The following is an 18116-nucleotide window of genomic DNA, read 5'->3' on the forward strand; positions in this document are numbered from 1 at the left end:
GGCGCGCTCACGACAAGATCTCCTCTTGCACAACATCGGTTTCGGACTCGGGGATGGGTTCGGCGGGGGTGCCGGTCAGGGACAGGAACACGTCGTCCAGGGTCGGGCGCACCACGTTCGCATCCAGCACGCAGATTCCGGCGTCGTCGAGGCGGCGCAACGCTTCGACCATCGTGCGGGAACCGTTGCCGACCACCACCGACACTTCGTCGCTGCCGGGTTCGTGGATCGGTTCGCCCACGCCCACCTGGTGCAGCACCGACATCGCGGGCCATGGGCTCTGGCCGGCGGCCAGGGTGACGGTGAGCCGGTCGCCGCCGATGGAGGTCTTGAGTTCGTCGGCGGACCCGCGCGCGATCACCGTGCCCTTGTCGATGACGGTGATCCGGTCCGCGAGCAGGTCGGCTTCCTCGAGGTACTGGGTGGTCAGCAGCACGGTGGTGCCGTCGTCGACCAGGTCGCCGATCACCTGCCACATGTCCAGGCGCCCGCGCGGGTCCAGGCCCGTGGTCGGTTCGTCCAGGACCACCACGGGCGGGCGCGCCACCAGCGCACCGGCCAGGTCCAGGCGTCGCGCCATGCCGCCGGAGTAGGTGCCCGCGCGTCGGCCTGCCGCGTGGTCGAGGCCGAACGCGGTGAGCAGTTCCTCCGCGCGTGCCACGGATTGTTTGCGGCCCATGCCGTACAGGCGGGCCACCATGCGCAGGTTCTCGTAACCGGTCAGGTTCGCGTCGACCGCGGCGTACTGGCCGGACAACCCGATCCGGGTGCGCGCGGCTGCCGGGTCGGCGAGCACGTCGATGCCCGCGACCCGCACCGAACCGGCGTCGGGTCGCAACAGCGTGGTGACGATGCGCACGGTGGTGGTCTTGCCCGCGCCGTTGGGTCCCAGCAGGCCCAGGACGGTGCCCGCCGGGATCTCCAGGTCGATCTCTTTCAGCACGCGTACCTTGCCGTAACTCTTGGCCAGGCCACGTACTTCTACCGCAAGACTCACGGACGCATCTCCTTCTGGCCGCTGCCGCACACGGTGATCTCCGGGACGGCGTCGAGGTGGCGATGCAGCACGGGGCCGATCGCCGCCAACGATTCCGGTGAGGTCATGCCCGAGTGCCTGCAGGGCAGGTCGTGGTTGTGGATGTTGCCGGTGACGAACGGCTGCCAGGCCTCGGCGCACCGGCCGGGGTCGGCGGCGTTGATCTCGTCCGCCGCGGCGGTGAAGAACAGCAGATCGCCGTCGAAAGTGCGCGGCCGGAACCGGTTGGCCATGACGGTGCCGTCGGCGTAACCGGTGTAGAGGCGTTGCAGGTGATCGACCGAGAGCGCGGCGAACGGGCCCGGCTGTGCCCGTAGCAGGTCCGCCGCTTCGTGCAGGTCCAGGTCGGCGGGCAGCGGTGCCCCGTCGACCAGGTCCGCGCCGAATTCGCCGAGGATGTCGGCCACGGTCGGCATCGAGGTGTCCAGCCACCGGTCGCCGAGCTGGTAGCTGTCCATCATGGCCAGCAGTTCGACATCTTCGCCCGCGTCTTGCAGCTGCACGGCGATCTCCTGCGCGATCAGCCCGCCCAGCGACCAGCCAAGCAGGTGGTAGGGGCCGTGCGGCTGGATCGACTTGATCTGGGCGACATAGTGTCCCGCGGCTTCGGGGATCGAGGTGAAGCCGTCGTCGCCGGACACGTGCGGGGCCTGCAGGCCGTAGACCGGACGTTGCGGTGCCAGGTGCGCGAGCAGTCCCGCGTAGCACCAGGCCAGGCCGATGGCGGGGTGCACGCAGAACAGCGGGGTGTCGTGCGGGCTGGTGGACGGGCGCAGCGCCAGCACCGGGCCGGTGGCGGCCTCGATCACCGCGTCCGGGTCCAGATCGTCCAGCTTGGCGGCGATCCCCGCGGGGGTGGCGTCGCCGAACATCATCTGCACCGGCATCTCGTAGCCCTGCTCACGCAGTGCGGCAACGACTTTGGTGGCCAGCAGCGAGTTGCCGCCCAGTTCGAAGAACCCGTCGTCCACGCCGACGCGCGGTACCCCGAGGACCTCGGTGAACACCGCGCACAGCGCCACCTCTGCGGGGGTCACCGGCGCCCGGTAACCACCCGACGCGGTGAACACCGGCTCGGGCAGCCGCGACCGGTCCAGCTTGCCCACCGGGCTCAGTGGCACCTCGTCCAGCATCATGATCGCTTGCGGGACCATGTAATTGGGCACGTGCGCGGCGACGTGTTCGAGCAGTTCGGGCACGCTGGGCGCGGTGCCGTTGCGTGCCTTCACATACGACACCAGTGCGGTGACGCCGGCCCCGGTGGTGTGGCCGATGGTGAGCGCGAGCTCGACGTCGGCGTGGCGGGCGAACGCGACGTCGATCTCGCCGAGTTCGATGCGGAAACCACGGACCTTGACCTGGTGGTCGGTGCGGCCCACGTATTCCACGTCCAGCGCCGACTTAGTGCCGTCCCGCCAGCGCACCAGGTCGCCGGTGCGGTACATCCGCGCACCGGGTGCCCCGTAGGGGTCGGCGACGAACCGCTGGGCGGTCAGACCCGGCCGGTTCAGGTAGCCGCGCGCCAAAGCCTCACCGGCCAACTGCAATTCGCCGGTGACACCGATCGGGGTGGGGTGCAGCCGTCGGTCGAGCACGGTGGCCGCGACGCCACGGATGGGGCCACCGATGGTGATCGGGCCCTGCGGGCTCATCGGTTGCGGCATCAGCGTGACGATGGTGGTCTCGGTGGGGCCGTAGACGTTGTAGAAGTTGCGGCCCGGTGCCCAGCGCGCCATCAGTTCCGGCGGCAGTGCTTCGCCGCCGGTGAGCACGTGCGCCAGCGAGTGCACGCCGGTGGGGTCGACGGTGCCCAGTGCGGCGGTGGTGATGAACGCGTGGGTGATCCGCTCCCGGATGAACACCTGCCGCAGTTCCTCACCGCCGACCACTCCGGCCGGGGAGATCACCAGGGTGGCCGCACCACCGAGGGCGAACAGCAGGTCGAGCATGGCGGCGTCGAAGCTGGGCGTGGCGAAGTGCAGCACCCGGCTGCCGGGCCGCACGTCGAAACGGTCGGCGGTCTCGGCGGCGAAGTTGGACAGGCCGCCGTGGGTGACGACCACGCCCTTGGGGGTGCCGGTGGAGCCGGAGGTGTAGATCACGTAGGCCGGATTGTGCAGGCGCAGTGGGTGAGTGCGCTGGGCGTCGGTGATGGGCGAGTCGTCGGTGCCCAGGACGGTGGCCCTGGTCTGCGGGTCGTCCAGGGTGAGCCAGCGGGTGTCGCCGGGCAGTCGATCGCGGTGCTCGAGCAGTGTAAGCCCCAGTGCCGCACCGGAATCGGTGAGCATGTGACTGATCCGCTGTGGTGGGTAGTTCGGGTCGACGGGCACGAACGCCGCGCCTGCCTTGGCCACGGCCAGCATGGTCGCCACCGATTCCACCGAACGCGGAATGCCGAGGGCTACCAGGGTTTCCGGGCCGACGCCCTGGCTGATCAGGACCCGCGCGAGGCGGTTGGTCCACCGGTCCAGCGCGTCGTAGGTGACCACGGTGTCACCCGCGCACAGTGCGACACCGTCGCGGGAGCGCGCGACCGCGGCACCGAAAACCCCGGCCAGGGTCAGCGGGGCGTCGGGGCGGGCGCCGTGCACCGGTGCGAGAGCGGTCCATTCGACGGCGTCCAGCAGTGCCAGGTCGCCGACCGCGGTGTGCGGGTCGGCGGCCACGGCGGTGAGCAGGCGAACCAGGCGGTCCCCCAGTCGGCGGGCGGTGACCTCGTCGAACAGGTCGGCGGCGTAGTTCACCGACAGGTCGATGCCGTCGCCGATCCGGTCGGCGGTCTGGGTTTCGGTGAAGGTGAACTGCAGGTCGAACTTGGCGATGCCGGCGTCGGCGTCGACGGCTTCGATCCGCAGGCCGGGCAGTTCGAGCATCCGCACGGGGGTGTTGCGCACCGACAGCATCACCTGGAACAGCGGGTGATGTGCCTGCGAGCGGGCCGGATTCACCACTTCGACCAGCCGTTCGAAAGGCAGGTCGGCGTTGGCGAAGGCGTCGAGGTCACCGTCGCGGACGGTGCGCAGCAGGTCGATGAACGCCCGGTCCTGCGCGACCTCGGTGCGCAACACCAGGGTGTTGACGAACATGCCGATCATCGCGTCCAGCGCCGGATGGCCGCGGCCCGCGCTGGCGGTGCCCACGGTGATGTCCTCGTCGCCGGTGACCCGGTGCAGCAGGACCGCAAGGGCCGCGTGCAGCACCATGAACATGCTGACGTTGTTGTCGGTGGCGATGCCGCGCAACGCCCGGTGCGTGGCGGCGTCGACCGCGCAGTCGACGGTGCCGCCCCGGTAGGAGGGCACCGGCGGGCGTGGCCGGTCGGCGGGCACGGTGAGCAGTTCGGGCAGCCCGTCCAGCACGCCGGTCCAGTGCTCGAGTTGTTTGCTGATCAGCGAGTCCGGGTCGTCTTCGGTGCCCAGAAGTTCCTGCTGCCACAGGGTGTAGTCGGCGTACTGGATCGCCGGGATCTGTTCGCCGAACGGTTCCCCGGTCTGGATCCCCCGGTACGCGGCGGCGACTTCGCCGGCGAGGGGTTCCAGGGACCACCCGTCCATCGCGATGTGGTGCACGACCAGCACCAGCACGTGTTCGGTCGAACTGGCTACGGCGTATTTGGCCTTCGCCGGGACGGACTTCCCGGTGTGGTCGACGGTGATCAGCGCCGCGCGCATCGGCACCGAGACCGACAGGTCGAAGCCCGGGGTGACGAAGCGGGTGACGGCGGTTTCGACTTCATGGGGGGTGGCCGTGGCGTGGAACAGGGTGACCGCGGCGATCTCCGGGTCCAGGACCAACTGTTCGGGCTCGCCGCCGGTTTCGGGGAACACCGTGCGCAGCGTCTCGTGCCGTCGTTGCACCGTGTGCAAAGCGGCAACGAGTGCATCGAGGTCGATGAGACCGTGCAGGCGCAGCACGACCGGGATGTTGTAGGCGCCCGCGGACTGGTTGTCGCCGCCCGCGTTGAACCGGTTGAGGAACCACAGTCGGCGCTGTGCCGCGGACAGTGGGATCCGTTCCGGGCGCACCTGCGGGACCAGGTCGGGTCGGTGTTCGTCGCCGGACGGCCCGGTTTCGATGAGTGCGGCGAGTTCGGCGACGGTGGGCGTCGCGAACACCGTGCGCACCTCGAGACGCACATTGCTGGCCGCGGCCAACCGGGCGACCAACTGAGTGGCCAGCAGCGAGTTGCCGCCGATGTCGAAGAAGCTGTCGGTGGCGCTGACCTCGGTCGCACCGACCAGGTCCTCGAACACCTTGGCCACCAACCGTTCGGCGCCGGTGCGTGGTGCCCGGCCCGCGGTGGCGGTGAATTCCGGTTCCGGCAGTGCGGTGCGGTCGAGTTTGCCCACGGGTGTCAGCGGTACCCGGTCGATCAGGTTCAGTGACGCGGGCACCATGTGCCCGGCCAGCCGGACCTTCGCGAGCTCGGCCACCGCGGCCAGTTCGGCGGGGTCGGTGCCTTCGTTGAGCTGCACCCACGCCACGATCCGGTCGTCGCCGGAGATCCGTCGAACCTCGGTGTGGGCGAAGCGAACCTGTGGGTGTGCGCCGAGTACGGCGCTGATCTCGCCGAGTTCGATCCGGAAGCCGCGCACCTTGACCTGGTGGTCGCTGCGGCCCAGGTAATCGATCTCGCCGTTGGCGGTCCAGCGCACCACGTCACCGGTGCGGTACATGCGGCTGCCTGCCGGACCGCACGGGTCGGCGATGAATCGTCCGGCGGTCAGGCCGAATCGTTCGTGGTAGCCCTGCGCGATACCGGCACCGCCGATGTACAGCTCGCCGGGCACGCCGGTGACCACCGGTCGCAGGCGTTCGTCGAGCACCAGCGCACGGGAGCCGCGCACGGGCGTGCCGATGGTGACCGGCACGCCGACGTGCAGTTCCGACATCGCGGCGATGACGGTGAACTCGGTGGGCCCGTAGGCGTTGATGAACCGACGCCCCGGGGCCCAGCTTTCGACCAGATCCGGCGGCACCGCCTCACCGCCGGCCATCAGTCCGCGCAGTCTGGGCAGCGGCCAGCGGGTGGCGTCGATGGAGGCCAGCACCGCGGGGGTGAGGAAGGTGTGGGTGATCTGTTCGCGTTCCAGCAGTGCGCCCAGTTCGTCGCCGCCGTAGATGTCGATCGGCCCGATCACCATTTCGGCGCCGGAATAGACCGCGAGCAGCATGTCCAGCACCGAGACGTCGAAGCTGGGGGTGGAGAAGAAGAATGTCCGGGAGAACCGGTCCAGGCCCATGCGTTCGTGCAGGTCGAGGGCGAGGCTGGCCAGACCGCCGTGGGTGACGGTCACGCCCTTGGGCAGTCCGGTGGAGCCGGAGGTGTAGATCTGGTAGGCCAGATCGGCGTTGCGCACGGGGCGGATCCGCTGGGAATCGGTGATCGGATCGCCGTCGTAGCCTGCCAGTTCGGCGTTGAGATCGTCGCCGTCCATCAGCAACCACTGGGTGTCGAGGGTGCCCGCGGCTTCGCGCAGTGCGTCGGCGTCGGTGCTCGCGGTGAGCACCGCGCGGGCACCGGAGTCGGTGAGCATGTGCCGCACCCGGTCGGCCGGGTAGCGCGGGTCGACGGGCACGAAGGCCGCGCCGCTGGCCGCGACACCGAAGATCGCCAGTGCGCAGTCCAGCGAACGGGTCAGGCCGACGGCCACCCGGTCCCCGGTGCCGATGCCGCGCGCGATCAGCGCACGGCCCAGGCGATGCGCCCGGTCGGCGACTTCGGCGTAATCGAGCTCGCCCACCTCGCCCGCGACGCTGCCGCCGGCGAACCAGCGCAGCGCGGGCCGGTGCGGGTACTTGGTGGCGGCACCGTCGAGGATGTCGGCCAGGATGATCGGGGTGACCGCGGCGGGTCCCTGGGCGGGGACGCGGTCACGCTGTTCGGGCACGGTCAGCGGGTCCAGATCGCACACCCGTTGCCGTGGGTCGGCGGTGACCTGGGTGAGGATCTGCACGAACCGGTCGGCGAGGGTGTCGATGGTGGCGGCGTCGAAAAGTTCGGTGGCGTAGACGAATTCGAAGCGGAGACCGGTGTCGGATGCGGGCGCGATCCGCAGTTCCAGGTCGAATTTGGCCAGGGCGATGTCGAGTTCTTCCGCGGCCAGGCGCAGGCCGGGCAGTTCCAGTTCGGGTGTGGGGTTGTCCTGCATGCTCAGCGCGACCTGGAACAGCGGGTGCCGGTTGCTGGCCCTGCTTTCCCGTCCCAGCGCGTCCACGACCCGTTCGAACGGCACGTCGGAGTGCGCGAGCGCCGCGAGTTCGGCGTCGCGGTCGGCGTGCAGCAGGTCGGTGAAGCTGCGGCCGGGGTCGACGTCGGAGCGCAGGACCAGGGTGTTGACGAACATGCCGACCAGGTCGTCGAGCTGGATGTCGGTGCGACCGGCCACGGGGGTGCCGATGGGGATGTCGCGGCCGCCGGTGACGCTGCGCAACAGCACCGACAGTGCCGAGCGCACGACCATGAACAGGCTGACACCGGTGGCGCCGGCCAGCTCGTCCAGCGCGGCCTGCAGCGGTGCGGAGACCTGGCAGGTCACCGTGCCCGCCGCCCCGGTGGGTTCGGCCGGGCGCGGCCGGTCGAAGGGCAGCGGCAGTTCGTCGGGCAGTTCGGCCAGGGTTTCCCGCCAGAACGCCAACTGTGTCGCGGAGACGCTGTCCGGGTCGTCGTCGGCGCCCAACACCGCGCGCTGCCACAGGCTGAAGTCCGCGTACTGCACGGGCAGTGGTGCCGGACCCGATGCGGTGCCGGTCGTGCGGGACACGTAGGCCAGTGCCAGGTCGCGCGTGAGCGGGCCCAGTGACCAGCCGTCGGCGGCGATGTGGTGCACGACCACGCCGAGCAGATGTTCGTCGGATGCGGTGCGCAGCAACGACACTCGCAACGGGGTCTGTTGGGTGAGGTCGAATCCCTGGCGGGCCAGCGAAGTCAACTCGGCGCGGGCCTGCTCGGGTGCGGTGTCGGTGACCTCGATGGTCGGCATCGCCTGTGCCAGCGGCAGGATCACCTGCTGGGCGCCGGACAGGTCTTCGGGGAAGACGGTGCGCAGTACCTCGTGGCGTTCCACCAGGTCGGTGACCGCGCCCCGCAACGCATGCACGTCCAGATCTCCGCCGATTCGCAAGACGAACGCGATGTTGTAGGCACTGGATTCGGGGGACAATCGGTTCAGGAACCACAGCCGTTGCTGCGGCAACGACAGTGGTATGCGTCCCGGGCGCGGGGTGTGTACCGCCAGCGCCACCCGCTGCGTCCGGGGCGCTTCCGTGATCAGCCCGGCGATCCCGGCCACGGTCGGCGCCTCGAAGATCTGCCGCACGGGCAGGTCCACTTCGAAGTCGGCGTGCAGGGCGGCGGCCAGGCGGGTGGCCAGCAGTGAGTTGCCGCCGATGTCGAAGAAGCTGTCCTCCGCGCCGGGCACGGGGCGTCCCAGGATCTCGGTGAACACCGCGGCGACGCGCATCTCGAGGTGGGTGCGTGGTGCGCGTGAGCCCCCGGTGGCCGCGAATTCCGGTGCGGGCAGCGCCTTTCGGTCCAGCTTGCCCGCCGGGGTGACCGGCATGGTGTCCAGGACCGCGAGTGCGGCGGGCACCATGTAGCCGGGCAGTGCGCCGCGCGCGGTGTCGAGTACGGCGGCGGCGTCGATCGGGCCGTGCGCGGTGACGTAGGACGCCAGCCGCTGCTGCCCCTGCTCGTCGACGTGGACCACGGTCAGCGCCGACCGCACGCCCGGATGTTCGCGCAGCACATGGTCGATTTCGCGCAGTTCGATCCGGAAGCCACGGATCTTGATCTGATCATCGGCGCGACCGAGGAACCGCAACCGGCCGGTCATGTCGGCGACCACGAGATCGCCTGTGCGATACATCCTTTCACCGACACGCCCGTGCGGATTGGCCACGAATCGTTGCGCGGTGAGCTCCGGCTTGCCGAGGTATCCGCGGGCCAGGCCAGGCCCCGACACGCACAGCTCACCCGGGGTCCCCGGCGGCACCGGGTTCAACCGGCCGTCGAGCACGAACAGCCGCATGCCGCGCACGGGCGCGCCCAGCGGCACCGGCTCCCCCGCCACCATGGGCGCGCTCGCGGTGACCGCGACCGTGGCCTCGGACGGGCCGTACATGTTGTGCATCCGGTACTTGGTGGCCCAGGCGTCGACGAGTTCGTCCGAGCAGGCCTCACCACCGACGATGACGGTGTTGAGCGCGGGGAAATCCCCGGCGGGCACGGTCGCCAGCGCCGCCGGGGTGATGAAGGCGTGCGTGATGCGTTCCGAGCGCAGGAAACTCGCCAGTTCCGCACCGCCGTACAGATCGGCCGGGGCGACCACGATGGTGGCGCCCGCGGCGAAGCCGAGCAGCAACTCGAGCACCGAGGCGTCGAAGCTGGGCGAGGAGAAATGCATGGTGCGCGCGTGGTCGGTGACCTTGAACAGCTGGGTCTGCTCGGTGGCCAGCGAGGCGATGCCGGCGTGGGTGACCACCACGGCCTTCGGGGTGCCGGTCGAGCCGGAGGTGTAGATCAAATACGCGGGCTGACCGGCACGCATCGGATGGCGGCGATCGGCGTCGGACAGCGGAGCGCCCGAGCGGACCGCGCAATCGGCCTCGAAGTCGGCCGTGCCGAACACCATCCACTCCGGTGCTTTCCGGTGCTTTCCCGTGGTGGTGGGCAGTGCGGCGAGGTGTTCGGGCAGGGTCAGGCCCAGTGCGGCACCGGAGTCGCCGATCATGTGCGCGATGCGGTCGGCCGGGTAGGCCGGGTCCACGGGCACGTACGCGGCACCGGATTTTGCGACGGCCCAGATGGCCACGATCGACTCGAGACCACGCGGCAACGCGACCGCGACCACCGATTCGGGTCCGGCGCCGTGCGCGATCAGGCTGCGCGCCAACCGGTTCGAGCGTTCGTCGAGTTCCCGGTAGGTGGTGTCGAGGCCGAGGTACCGCACCGCCACCGAGTCGGGCAGGCGCTGCGCGGTCTGTCCGAGCAGCCGGGCCAGCGTGCCCGCCGGTTCGGCAGGAGCGCCCGCCACGGGCACCAGTCGCGCGATCTCGCGGCGTTCGAGCACGTCGAGGTCGCCGATCGGTGTGGTGGGGGTGGCGACGGCGGCGGCCAGCAGAGCGGCGAACCGCCGGGCGATGGCTTCCACAGTGGCGCGATCGAAAACGTCGGTGGCGAAACCGAATTCGGCGTGCAATGGTCCGTCGTCGTGGTTGTCGCGGACCTCGAGCTGCAGGTCGAACTTGGCCACGCCCAGCTCGATCGGTACGAGTTCGGCTGTCACACCGGGCAATTCGACGCGCAGTTCGGGGGTGCGGTCGTAGGACAGCATCACCTGGAACAGCGGGTGCCGGGCGGTGGAGCGGTCGGGGTTGACCAGTTCGACGAGGCGCTCGAAGGGCACGTCGGGGTTGGCGAAGGCGTCGAGGTCGGTTTCGCGGACCAGGTCGAGCATGCGATCGAACCCGGCACTCAGATCGACTTCGGTGCGCAGCACCAGGGTGTTGACGAACATGCCGACCAGCTCGTCCAGGGCCGGATCGGAGCGTCCCGCGATCGGCGTGCCGATGGTGACGTCGGTGCTCGCGCACACCCGGGCCAGCAGGGTGGCCAGCACCGCGTGCAACACCATGAACATGCTGACCCCGCGACCGGTCGCCAGTTCTGCTGCGGCACGGCGGGTTTCGGCGTCGATGGTGAAGGCGACGGTGTCGCCGCCGGTGGCGCGGTGCAGCGGGCGTGGGCGGTCGAAGGGCAGGTCGAGTTGGTCGGGCAGCCCGGCCAGTGCGCCACGCCAGTGCACGAGTTGCGCCGCGATGGGCGCTTCGGGGTCGGTTTCCTCGCCCAGCAGTTCGCGCTGCCACATCGCGAAGTCGGCGTACTGCACCGGCAGCGCCGTCCACTGCGGTGCGGTACCGCTCGCGCGCGCCGACACCGCGACCATCAGGTCCCGCGCCAGCGGGGCGACCGACCAGCCGTCGCCGCTGATGTGATGCAGCACCACCAGCAGCAGGTGGTCGTCGCCGCCGACCCGGTACAGCGCGACCCGCAGCGGAGTCTCGGTCCGCAGATCGAATCCGCGGCCCGCCACTTCGGCGGCCAATGCGGTGATGTCGGCGGCGTCCACGTCGATGGGCTCGAGTTCGGGTTCCACGCCCGCGGCCGGATGGATGAGCTGGTACGGACCTTCCGGGCCTTCGGGGAAGCTGGTGCGCAGGCTCTCGTGGCGGTCCAGCACGTCGCGCAGTCCTGCACGCAGCGCGTCGAGATCGAGGGTTCCGGTCAGTCGCAAGGCCAGGGGCATGTTGTAGGCGGCGGCGTGTTCGGCGAACCGGTTGAGAATCCACAGCCGCTGTTGGGCCAGCGACAGCGGCACCCGTTCGGGCCGGTGCACGGGAACCAGTCTGGGCGTGGAGGTTTCGGACCGGTGGGTGCTGATGTACGCGGCCAGCGACGCGATGGTCGACGCTTCGAACATCTCGCGGATGCTGACGTTCGCGTCGAGGGTGGTGTTGATCCGGGCCACGGCCCGCGCGGCGACCAGCGAGTTGCCGCCGAGGTCGAAGAAGCTGTCCTGCACCCCGATCGCGGTGCCGTCCAGGGCGAGTACCTCGGTGAATATCTCGGCCAGGGCGCATTCCAGTTCGGTTTGCGGCGCGTCGGCACCGGTGGTGAGCCGCACACCCGCCTCCGGTGCGGGCAGCGCTTTGCGGTCGACCTTGCCGTTGGCGCTCAACGGCAGTTCGTCGAGCACGACCAGCGCCGAGGGCACCATGTACGACGGCAGACCACGGCGCAGCACCGCCAACAGCGCGGTCGGGTCGGGTGCTTGCGCGCCGGGCGCGGCGACCACGTAGGCGACCAGTTCATCGTCACCGGTGCGGGCGGCGCGGGCCACACACACCGCGCGAGCGATGTCGTCCTGCGCCAACAGTGCCGCTTCGATCTCGCCGAGTTCGATGCGCAACCCGCGGATCTTGACCTGGAAGTCGGTGCGCCCCAGGTATTCCAGGATGCCGCCGTCGACCTGCCAGCGGGCCAGGTCACCGGTGCGGTACATGCGCTGGCCGGGGGTGAACGGGTTGGCCACGAACCGGTCGGCGCTCAGATCCGGGCGGCCCAGGTAGCCGCGGGCCAGCTGCACGCCGGCCAGATACAGCTCACCCACGACACCGGGCGGCACCGGGCGCAGTTGCGGGTCGAGCACGTAGGTCTGGGTGTTCCAGACCGGCGAACCGATCGGCACGGTGGTGGCGTCGGCCGGGCACGGCCAGTAGGTGACGTCGACCGCGGCCTCGGTGGGCCCGTAGAGGTTGTGCAGCTGCGGCCCACCGTCGGGACCGTGCAGTGCCGCATGGAAATCGGTGACGGTGGCGCCGGGCAGCGCCTCACCACTGCAGAACACCCGCCGCAGCCCCGCCCCGCCGCGCACGCGCGGGTCGGTGACGAACAGCGACAGCATCGACGGCACGAAATGTGCTGTGGTGATGGACTTTTCGGTGATGATCCGCGCCAGGTACGCCGGGTCGCGATGTCCTTCGGGGGCGGCGACGACCAGCCGGGCACCGACCTGCAAGGGCCAGAAGAACTCCCATACCGACACGTCGAAGGTGGCGGGGGTCTTCTGCAGGACCGCGTCGGTGAAATCGAGGGGGTATTCGGCCTGCATCCACCGCAACCGGTTCACGATGGCGGCGTGCGTGACACCGACACCCTTGGGTTTACCGGTGGAACCGGAGGTGAAGATGACGTAGGCCAGGTGATCGGCGCGCAGCGGCGCGCGCCGTTGGGCATCGGTGATCGGCGCGACATCGTGCGCGCTGACATCGAGGGTGTCCACGTCGAGCCGCTCGGTACCCTCGGGCAGCCGGACCCCGTCGCGCGCGGCGGTGAGCACACACACCGGAAGTGCCTGCGTCACAACAGCTTCGATGCGGTCGACCGGATGCTCGGGGTCCAACGGCAGATACGCGGCACCGGTGGCGAGCACCGCGTAGATCCCGACCACCAGATCGATACTGCGGTGCAGGCACACGCCGACCGTGGTCTCGGGCCCCGCGCCACGGGCGATGAGTTCGCGCGCCAACTGGTTCACCTGGTCACCGAGTTCGGTGTAACCCAGTGTGCGGTCACCGAATTCGAGACCGATGGTGTGCGGGCTGCGGCGCACCTGGTCTTCGAACAGCGACACCAGTGTCGCGGCGGGGACCGGCATCGCGGTGGCGTTCCACTCGCGCAGCACCCTGGCGTGTTCGGCGGTGGTGATCGCGGTGAGCGTGTTGGCCGGCGTGGTCGGTTCGGCGGCCAGGAAGCGGGCCAGGAAGTCGAGGTAGCGGCCGTGGTGGGCGGCGTTCTCGGTCTCGCCGTAGAGTTTCGGGTTGGCTTCGAAGTCGAGTTGGATGCGGCCGCCGTCGCCGTTGTAGATGTTGATCGACAGGTCTTCGACGGGTCCGGTGGCCAGCACGTGCACCTGACCTGCGATGTCGTCGAACTTCAACTCGTCGTGGAACAGCATGATGTTGACCATCGGCCCGAAGAACCCGCGCGCGTCGCGGGAGTACCCGCAGTCGCGGCGGATGTCGTCGGAGCGGTACCGCTGGTGGCGCAGGGCGCCGGTGATCTGCAGTTCGGTCTGGCGCACGACGTCGGCGACGGTGGTGTGCTCGTCGAACCGCACGCGCAGCGGCACCACATTGGACACCACGCCCGCCGAACGGCGCAGCGCCACGGTGGTGCGGGCCGAAACAGGAAGGCTCAGCACGACATCCGGGTCGCCGGTGACCGAACGGACGTAGGCGGCGAGCGCGGCGACGATGAGCGCGGAGTTGGCCGAACCGTGGGTGGCGATCGCCTCGGTGAGCAGGGTGTCCAGGTCGGTGTCCAGGACCGCGGTGGCGCGGTGCCTGCCCGCGTCGTGGGTGTCGCCCGCGGCGGTGACCGACGACAGCGTCATCGGCTCGCCCACACCGGCCAGCTGTTCCATCCAGTACTGCTGATCGGCACGGAATCGGCTGGACTCGCGGTAGCGGGATTCATCGGCGTACAGGTCAACCAGGGCGGCCGCGCGCGAGGCCGTCGGTTCGCGCTGTTCGCCGGTGGCGGTGTAGATCTCGGCGGTGCGCGACAGGGCGTTCATGGCGCCGTAGCCGTCGATGACGATGTGGTGCCCGCGCTGGTACCAGAACCACTCCTGGTCCCCCACGCGGATGACCACGTTGATGGTGAGCGGCTCGTGCTCCATGTCGCTGGGGGTGCTGGCGTGGGTGTTCATCCAGGTCAGCGCGGCGGCGCGCGGGTCGGCTTCGTCGCGCAGGTCCATCCGGGCCCAGCCGGGCCGCCAGGTGGGGTCCACGCGCTGGTGCGGCACGCCGTCGATCTCGAGCAGACGGACATGTCCCACTTGGGATTCCGCGCCGTAGCGCTCGTTCGCGTACAGCAACCGGCCGACGTCGAGGTCACCGTGCAGTTCCACGTAATGAGCGATGGTGAGCGGAATATCGGGCCGAATCCGTTGCGCGTACCACAGTGCTGTCTGACCGGGCGAGAGGGCGAACGGTTGGCCCGGATCCTCGTCGGTGACGCATGAGCTGACGTGGTCGGTGGCCAAAGAACTCATCAAGCACTCCGTTTCTGCCTTGTGTCACATCTCCCCGAGCAGCGCCCGGGCACACGACGGCCCAGGGCGTGGCTTATCCACGCCCATGATTCGGAGTACTACGGCGGCCGGATGGCTACCGATCTGATTTATTTTTATATCAGTGGATTACACCCCTGCAGCAGCAACTTCGTGCCGCTTCCCCCGGGTTGAAACAAACCGCTTATTCAGAATTGTCCGAACTCCGCACGGCCTGAGTCGGATTCGCGCGGCGGCGTCGAAGAAACAGCAGTCCGACGCCGATCGCGGTCAGGATAACGGACGCCAGTTCGGGCCATGCGCCGATTCGGGTGGCGATTGTGGTCGTGTCGCGCAACGGTAGCTGTGCCACCAGTGCGGCGGGTACGACCTGCTCGGTGTGCTGGCTGAGCACGCCGTCGGCGGTGATGATGCCACTCACGCCGGTGGTAGCTGCGACCACCAGCGCGCGCCCGTGTTCGACCGCGCGCACCCGCGACATGGCCAGCTGCTGGTAGGTCATCTCGCTGCGGCCGAAGGTGGCGTTGTTGGTGGGCACCGTGAGCAATTGCGCGCCCGCGTCGAGGGATTCCCGAAATGCCCGATCGAACGCGACCTCGTAACAGGTCGCCACGCCGATCGGCACCCCGGCCGCGGTGACCGTTCCGTCACCGTTTCCGGGCACGAAATAGCCTGCGCGGTCGGCATAGGAGGAGAACAAACGGAAGAAACTACGCATCGGCAGGTATTCACCGAAGGGTTGGATGATTTTCTTGTCGTGGCGGTCGCCGGGGCCCGCGGCGCCGTTCCACACCATCACCGAGTTGGTGGTGGTGCGGTCGCCGTTGACCAGGACGGCGCCGACCAGGATCGGGGCGCCGATGCGCACGGACGCTTCGGTGATCTCCGCAGCGGCGTCGGCGTTGCGCAGGGGGTCGATGTCGGAGGAGTTCTCGGGCCAGATGACGATGTCGGGCTGTGCGGCCTGGCCGCGCGACACGGCGTCGGCCAGCTCCTCGGTGCGTCGGACGTGATTGTCCAGCACGGCGCGGCGTTGAGCGTTGAAGTCCAGGCCCAGGCGCGGCACGCTGCCCTGGATGGCGGCGACGGTGACCGTTCGGATGCCCGCGTCGGGGGCCGGCAGGGTCGGTCGCAGGGCCAGTCCGGCCAGCGGCATGATAGCCATTGTCACTGCGGCCGTGGCGATTCCGGTGCGCAGGGTGCGGGGTGTGGGGGTTTTCGCGTAGGCGATCAGGTGTAGCGCCAGTGCGGCGAGACCGGTGCCGGTCAAGGCGACCGCGAAGCCGATCAGCGGTGCGCCACCGTAGGCGGCCAGTGGCAGGTACCAGCCGTCGGCCTGTCCGAAAGCGACTCGGCCCCAAGGGAATCCACCGAACGGAAAACTCGACCTGACCCATTCACTGGTTGTCCAGGCCAGCGCGAGCCATACCGGCCACCCCGGCAGCGCGCTCAACCCTCGCGCGAGCAGACCCCACAGCCCGAAGTACACCGCGCACACTGTCGACAACGCCAACCACGGGACGGGGCCCACATAGATCCCGGTCCACGGCAGCAGCGGCACGAAAAACGCCAGCCCGCCCAGCATTCCGTACCCGAACCCCGCGCGCAGCTTGCCCGGTCCGCGCACGGCCAGGGTGAGGAGCGCGATGGCCACCGGTGCGAGGAACCACAGCGGGCGCGGCGGGAAACTGCCGAACAGCAGCAACCCACCCACGACAGCGGCGAGCATTCGCGCGACCATGTGGTGCGTCCTCCTGGGACTCGCCTCGTCGGGTGCGGAGTCGGGGCGGTTTTCCGTGGCGGGGTCGATCATGGTGTGGCGCTCCGTGATTCGTTGCTGACGGCGGGTCAGGCGGTGTAGATGGTGGTGCCGTTGTGCACGGTGCGCAGGCAGGTCGGGAGGGTGGCGTCGGGGTCAAGGCGTGGTAGGCCGGGGACGCGGGAGCGGGGGTCGGTGGACCAGCGTTGGACGGTGTCGGCGGCTGCGGCTACCACCAGGTCGCCGGCGTCCCAGACCGCGTAGGAGGCGGGGGCGCCGGGGACCAGCGTGCCTGCCAGGCCGTCGCGGACGCCGCCCGCTCGCCAGGCGCCGCGGGTGGCGGCGGCGAAGGCGGCGCGGGGGGAAAGGCCGTGGCCGGGGGTGCGGTGGTGCACCGCCGCGCGGACCTGTGCCCAGGGGTTCATGGCGGTGACGGGTGCGTCGGAGCCGATGGCCAGGGAGATGCCCGCTGCCGCCATCGCCGAGAACGGGTTGAGGCCGGAGGCGCGTTCGGCGCCGAGGCGTGTGGCGTACATGCCGTCGGGTCCGCCCCAGGCCGCGTCGAAGCCCGGTTGCACGGACAGGATCACCCCGAGCGCGGCGAGTTGTTCGATCGCGGCGGCGTCGGTCATCTCCGCGTGTTCGACGCGATGGCCGCGTGACGCGATCGCCGGTCCGCCGAGTTCGCTTGCGACACGGGCGAATCCGGCCACCACGGTGTCCATGGCGGCGTCGCCGATGGCGTGGAATCCCGCTTGGATGCCCGCTTCGGTGCAGGCGCGAATGTGCGCGGTGACCGTGTCCTCGTCGAGGAAGCTCTTGCCGCAGCCGGCCGCGTCGGCGTAGGGCTGGCGCAGCAGCGCGGTGTGCGAGCCGAGCGAGCCGTCGATGAACAGGTCGCCGCCCAGGGCGTGTACGCCGAGTTCGTCGATCAGCGCGCGCGCTTCGTCGGCGGTGCGCACGGCCTGGCCCCAGTAGGCGCGCACCTGCACGCCGTGCTCGAAGGCGAGCAGTTCGCGGATGTCGTCGCGGCTGGAGATCTCGGGTCCAGCGCATTCGTGCACGGCGACGATGCCGTGCGCGGCTGCCGCGTCCAGGGCTGCGGTGCGCGCCGAATCACGCTGTGCGCGAGTAAGTTTCGATAATGCGACTGCGCGCACCCGGTGGTGGGCGTCGGCGCGCAGCAGTTGGCCTCGCTGATCGCCGAGGTCGCCCGCCGCGTCCAGCAGCGCCGAGGAGGCCACGGCCGAGTGCGCGTCGACCCGGGCGAGGTAGACGAGCCTGCCCCCGGCGGCCTCGTCGAGTTCGGCCACGGTGGGCGGGCGCTGTTCGGGCCAGGTGGTGTCGTCCCATCCTTCGCCGATGATCACCCCGTCGGGCTGTCGCGCGGCGTGCGCGCGCACCGTGTCCAGCAGTTCGGTCAGCGATCGCGCGCCGCTGACGTCGAGCCCGGTCAGCTGTAGTCCCAGCGCGGTGACGTGCACGTGCGGGTCGACGAACGCGGGTGCCACGAACGCACCGTTCAGGTCGATGATCTCCGCGTCGGGGTGCATCGCCCGGCCGGGCGCTTCGGCGCCGAGGAACACCACGGTGCCGTCGGTCACCGCCATCGCGGTGGCGTCCGGGGAGCTGGAACTGTAGAAACGGCCACCGATCAGCAACTGGGTACTCACGGTGCCCCAGT

The 18116-nt window shown here is 69.8% G+C and carries 4 protein-coding genes; all 4 read right to left on the reverse strand.

Annotated elements, in window-relative coordinates; all coding sequences use genetic code 11:
• Positions 1 to 7 precede the first annotated feature (7 nt).
• Entirely contained in the window at positions 8 to 997 is a 990-nt protein-coding gene (locus ACFWVD_RS15425) for an ATP-binding cassette domain-containing protein (protein WP_379243105.1), read from the reverse strand.
• A complete protein-coding gene (locus ACFWVD_RS15430; RefSeq protein ID WP_379243107.1) occupies positions 994 to 14655 on the reverse strand; it encodes an amino acid adenylation domain-containing protein in 13662 nt (4553 codons plus the stop codon). Before ACFWVD_RS15430 ends, ACFWVD_RS15425 begins: the two co-directional genes overlap by 4 nt.
• A gap of 202 nt (positions 14656 to 14857) precedes the next feature.
• Positions 14858 to 16414, reverse strand: a complete 1557-nt coding sequence (gene lnt, locus ACFWVD_RS15435; protein WP_379243327.1) for an apolipoprotein N-acyltransferase — start codon at positions 16412 to 16414, stop codon at positions 14858 to 14860.
• Positions 16415 to 16521: 107 nt separating this feature from the next.
• On the reverse strand, positions 16522 to 18105 hold the full coding sequence (locus ACFWVD_RS15440; protein WP_379243109.1) for an amidohydrolase: 1584 nt from the start codon (positions 18103 to 18105) through the stop codon (positions 16522 to 16524).
• Positions 18106 to 18116: the final 11 nt, after the last annotated feature.

The organism is Nocardia sp. NPDC058666, from assembly GCF_042714895.1.
Classification (GTDB): domain Bacteria; phylum Actinomycetota; class Actinomycetes; order Mycobacteriales; family Mycobacteriaceae; genus Nocardia.

Coding starts and splice junctions, on each gene's coding strand:
- ACFWVD_RS15430 (WP_379243107.1), bottom strand. CDS start 14,655: ATGAGTTCTTTGGCCACCGACCACGTCAGCTCATGCGTCACCGACGAG.
- lnt (WP_379243327.1), bottom strand. CDS start 16,414: ATGGTCGCGCGAATGCTCGCCGCTGTCGTGGGTGGGTTGCTGCTGTTC.